This window comes from Candidatus Pelagibacter communis (assembly GCF_001180105.1).
In the GTDB taxonomy this organism is placed as follows: Bacteria; Pseudomonadota; Alphaproteobacteria; order Pelagibacterales; family Pelagibacteraceae; genus Pelagibacter; species Pelagibacter ubique_K.
Genome location: NZ_CVSO01000063.1, coordinates 1 through 2662 on the forward strand (window position 1 = coordinate 1; position 2662 = coordinate 2662).

General features: G+C 32.2%; 6 protein-coding genes, 1 tRNA gene and 1 pseudogene. All 8 read right to left on the minus strand.

Translation table 11 applies throughout. The annotated features are described in order from the left end of the window. Nucleotides 1–105: pseudogene (locus AMN84_RS03735) on the minus strand (50S ribosomal protein L7/L12); the annotation flags it as partial. A 17-nt stretch (nucleotides 106–122) separates the two neighbouring features. Continuing rightward, nucleotides 123–629 carry a 50S ribosomal protein L10 gene (gene rplJ / locus AMN84_RS03740; protein WP_075483503.1) on the minus strand — a complete coding sequence of 169 codons (507 nt, stop codon included), beginning with the start codon at nucleotides 627–629 and terminating at the stop codon, nucleotides 123–125. A gap of 5 nt (nucleotides 630–634) precedes the next feature. After that, a complete protein-coding gene (gene rplA / locus AMN84_RS03745) occupies nucleotides 635–1324 on the minus strand; it encodes a 50S ribosomal protein L1 (RefSeq protein ID WP_075483489.1) in 690 nt (229 codons plus the stop codon). Next, the gene (rplK, locus tag AMN84_RS03750) at nucleotides 1324–1752 is read right to left on the minus strand and encodes a 50S ribosomal protein L11 (protein ID WP_075483495.1); all 429 of its coding nucleotides are present in this window, start codon (nucleotides 1750–1752) and stop codon (nucleotides 1324–1326) included. The genes rplA and rplK overlap by 1 nt, the downstream gene beginning before the upstream one ends. Next, nucleotides 1752–2282, minus strand: coding sequence for a transcription termination/antitermination protein NusG (nusG, locus tag AMN84_RS03755; protein ID WP_075483497.1), 531 nt, complete (start codon nucleotides 2280–2282; stop codon nucleotides 1752–1754). Before nusG ends, rplK begins: the two co-directional genes overlap by 1 nt. Then, nucleotides 2282–2473 (minus strand): preprotein translocase subunit SecE, encoded by a 192-nt coding sequence (secE, locus tag AMN84_RS03760; protein ID WP_075483499.1) that lies wholly within the window; start codon nucleotides 2471–2473, stop codon nucleotides 2282–2284. The genes nusG and secE overlap by 1 nt, the downstream gene beginning before the upstream one ends. Nucleotides 2474–2491: 18 nt before the next feature. Continuing rightward, nucleotides 2492–2567, minus strand: a tRNA-Trp gene (locus AMN84_RS03765). An 8-nt stretch (nucleotides 2568–2575) separates the two neighbouring features. Next, nucleotides 2576–2662 (minus strand): EF-Tu C-terminal domain-related protein (locus AMN84_RS03770; RefSeq protein ID WP_075483501.1); only part of this gene is annotated, 87 nt, incomplete at its 5' end.

Genomic DNA, 2662 nt, shown 5'->3' on the forward strand with positions numbered 1-2662 from the left:
GGCAGCTGAAACACCCCATTTCTCTTCAAGTTGTTTTGATAATTCTGCTGCTTCCACAACAGTTAATTTAGATAGTTCGTCTATGATTTTGTTTAAGTCCGCCATAACAATAATGTCCTAAGTTATTTTTTTGATTTTTCGAGCGCTAAAATAGCGATTTTTGAGCCAGGTGCAAGCAAAATACTTGCGATTTTTTGTGCTGGAGACCTTAAAATACCAACAATTTTTGCTCTTGCCTCATCTAAGGTTGGTAAAGTTGCGATGTTTTTAACACCGGCAACATCTAAAAGGTCTTTACCCATCATTCCACCAAGGATTTTTAGATTTTGATTCTCCTTTGAAAAATTTGTTAAAATCTTTGCTGAAGTTATTGCATCATCCGACATTGCGACCGCTGTTGGACCTGTAAATAAGTTCGATAAGTCTTTTCTGCTAGTTTTTTCCAATGCTAGTTTTGTAATTCTATTTTTTGTGATTTTAAATTGAATTCCATGTTCACGCATTTTCTTTCTTAAATCGTCAAGTTGTTTCACTGTTAAACCTTGATAATGAGCTACGATAACTGCTTCAGCTTTGTCTAGCTGTGAAGTCATTTCACTTATATAAACCTGTTTTTTTTCTTTGCTCATCATAATTAAAAACTCTTTTCTAATTTTACTTTGTAAGAAACTCCCATTGTAGAAGTTATATAAGTAGATTTAATTAAATCACCTTTTATCGTAAGGTTTGATTTTTCTTTCTCTAATGAATTCATAACTGCATTAAAATTTTTAATAAGTTTTTCATCAGAAAAGGACTTTTTTCCAATACTTAGACCAATATTACCATCTTTGTCGTTTTTTAATTCGACTTGACCAGCTTTTGCATTTTTTACAGCTTCACCAATTTTTTCTGTAACTGTTCCTAGTTTAGGATTAGGCATTAGCCCTTTTGGTCCTAAAACTTTTCCCAATTTAGATAATTTTATCATCATAGATGATGAACAAATTAGTTTTTCAAAATTCATTTCTCCATTTTTAATTTTTTCAATTAAATCATCCCCGCCAACTAAATCTGCTCCAGAGTCCTTTGCTTCTTTTAATTTTCCTTCCTCGCATACAACGGCAACTTTTACTTTTTTGCCTGTTCCGCTTGGAAGATTAACCATAGATCTTAAATTAATTTCATTTTTTTTTTGTTTGTTGTTAATTAAAATATTTATATCTAGAGACTCATCAAACTTTGTAGTGCAATTTCCCTTAACCTTAGATAGCAAATTATTTATAGGCTCAGCCTTTAAGGTATTAGTGTTTTTTGGTAGTTTTTTAAATCTTTTTGAACTCATTAATCTTTTACCTCAATACCCATTGATCTTGCAGATCCAGCTATTATTTTAACAGCCTCTTCTAAATCATGCGCGTTTAGATCAACCATCTTCTTTTTAGCTATTTCTTCTGCTTGTTTTTTGGTAATTGATGCAACGATATTTCTTCCAGGTTCTTGAGAACCACTTTTTAATTTCGCTGCTTCTTTAATGAAGTGTGATGCTGGGGGTGATTTTATTATAAAATCAAATTTTTTGTCTTTGTAAACAGTTATTACTACAGGGACTGGTTTACCCATAAAGTTTTTTGTTTTTTCATTAAATGCTTTACAAAATTCCATAATATTTATACCTCTTTGACCTAAAGCAGGTCCAACAGGTGGAGCAGGATTAGCTTGACCTCCATTTATTTGTAACTTTACATATCCACTTATTTCTTTTTTAGCCATTAGCTTACTTTCTCAATTTGATTAAATTCTAAATCTACAGGTGTTGGTCTACCAAAAATAGAAACTGAAACTTTTACTCTTGATTTTTCTTCGTCAATATCTTCTATCATTCCGGAGAAAGATGCAAAAGGACCGTCAACTACTTGAACTTTTTCCCCAACAGAATAATCTATCGTTGATTTTGATTGCGCTACACCATCTTTTATTTGGCCTAAAATTTTTTCAATCTCTTTATCAGAAACTGGGACAGGGATACCTTTGCTTCCCAAAAAACCACTTACTTTTTTAATTCCTTTAATCATATGATAAATGCTATTATCCATTTCGCTTTTTATTAACACATATCCCGGAAAATACTTCTTTTTTCTTTGAACTCTTTTACCACGTTTTACCTCTGTAACATCATGAGTAGGTACAACAATTTCCTCAAATTTATCAGATATTTTAGCCTTATCAGCCTCTTCTTTAATTAGCTGAGCCACTTTATTCTCGAAGCTTGAATGTGATTGAATGATATACCAATTTTTCATTAAAGTCCTATATTTAGAATAATGTCTAAAAAAAATTTATAAAATTGATCAATCAATAAAAAAAATAATGATGCGATAATTGCCATTATCGCTACCATAATAGTTCCCTGAACAGTTTCTTTTCCTGTAGGCCAAGTAACTTTAAAAGCTTCTTGTTTTACCTCTTGAAAAAACTTCAATGGATTTTTCATTTTTTTTATCTCCTTTTTTGGCAGGAGCGGAGGGAATCGAACCCCCAACCTCCGGTTTTGGAGACCGGCGCTCTACCAATTGAGCTACACTCCTAAAGGAGTTTACTCTATTATTTTCGTAACTACTCCTGCACCTACAGTTCTTCCACCTTCTCTAATCGCAAAATTAAGTTTTTCGCTCATTGCAAT

Coding starts and splice junctions, on each gene's coding strand:
- rplA (WP_075483489.1), bottom strand. CDS start 1,324: ATGAGTTCAAAAAGATTTAAAAAACTACCAAAAAACACTAATACCTTA.
- rplK (WP_075483495.1), bottom strand. CDS start 1,752: ATGGCTAAAAAAGAAATAAGTGGATATGTAAAGTTACAAATAAATGGA.
- rplJ (WP_075483503.1), bottom strand. CDS start 629: ATGAGCAAAGAAAAAAAACAGGTTTATATAAGTGAAATGACTTCACAG.
- secE (WP_075483499.1), bottom strand. CDS start 2,473: ATGAAAAATCCATTGAAGTTTTTTCAAGAGGTAAAACAAGAAGCTTTT.
- nusG (WP_075483497.1), bottom strand. CDS start 2,282: ATGAAAAATTGGTATATCATTCAATCACATTCAAGCTTCGAGAATAAA.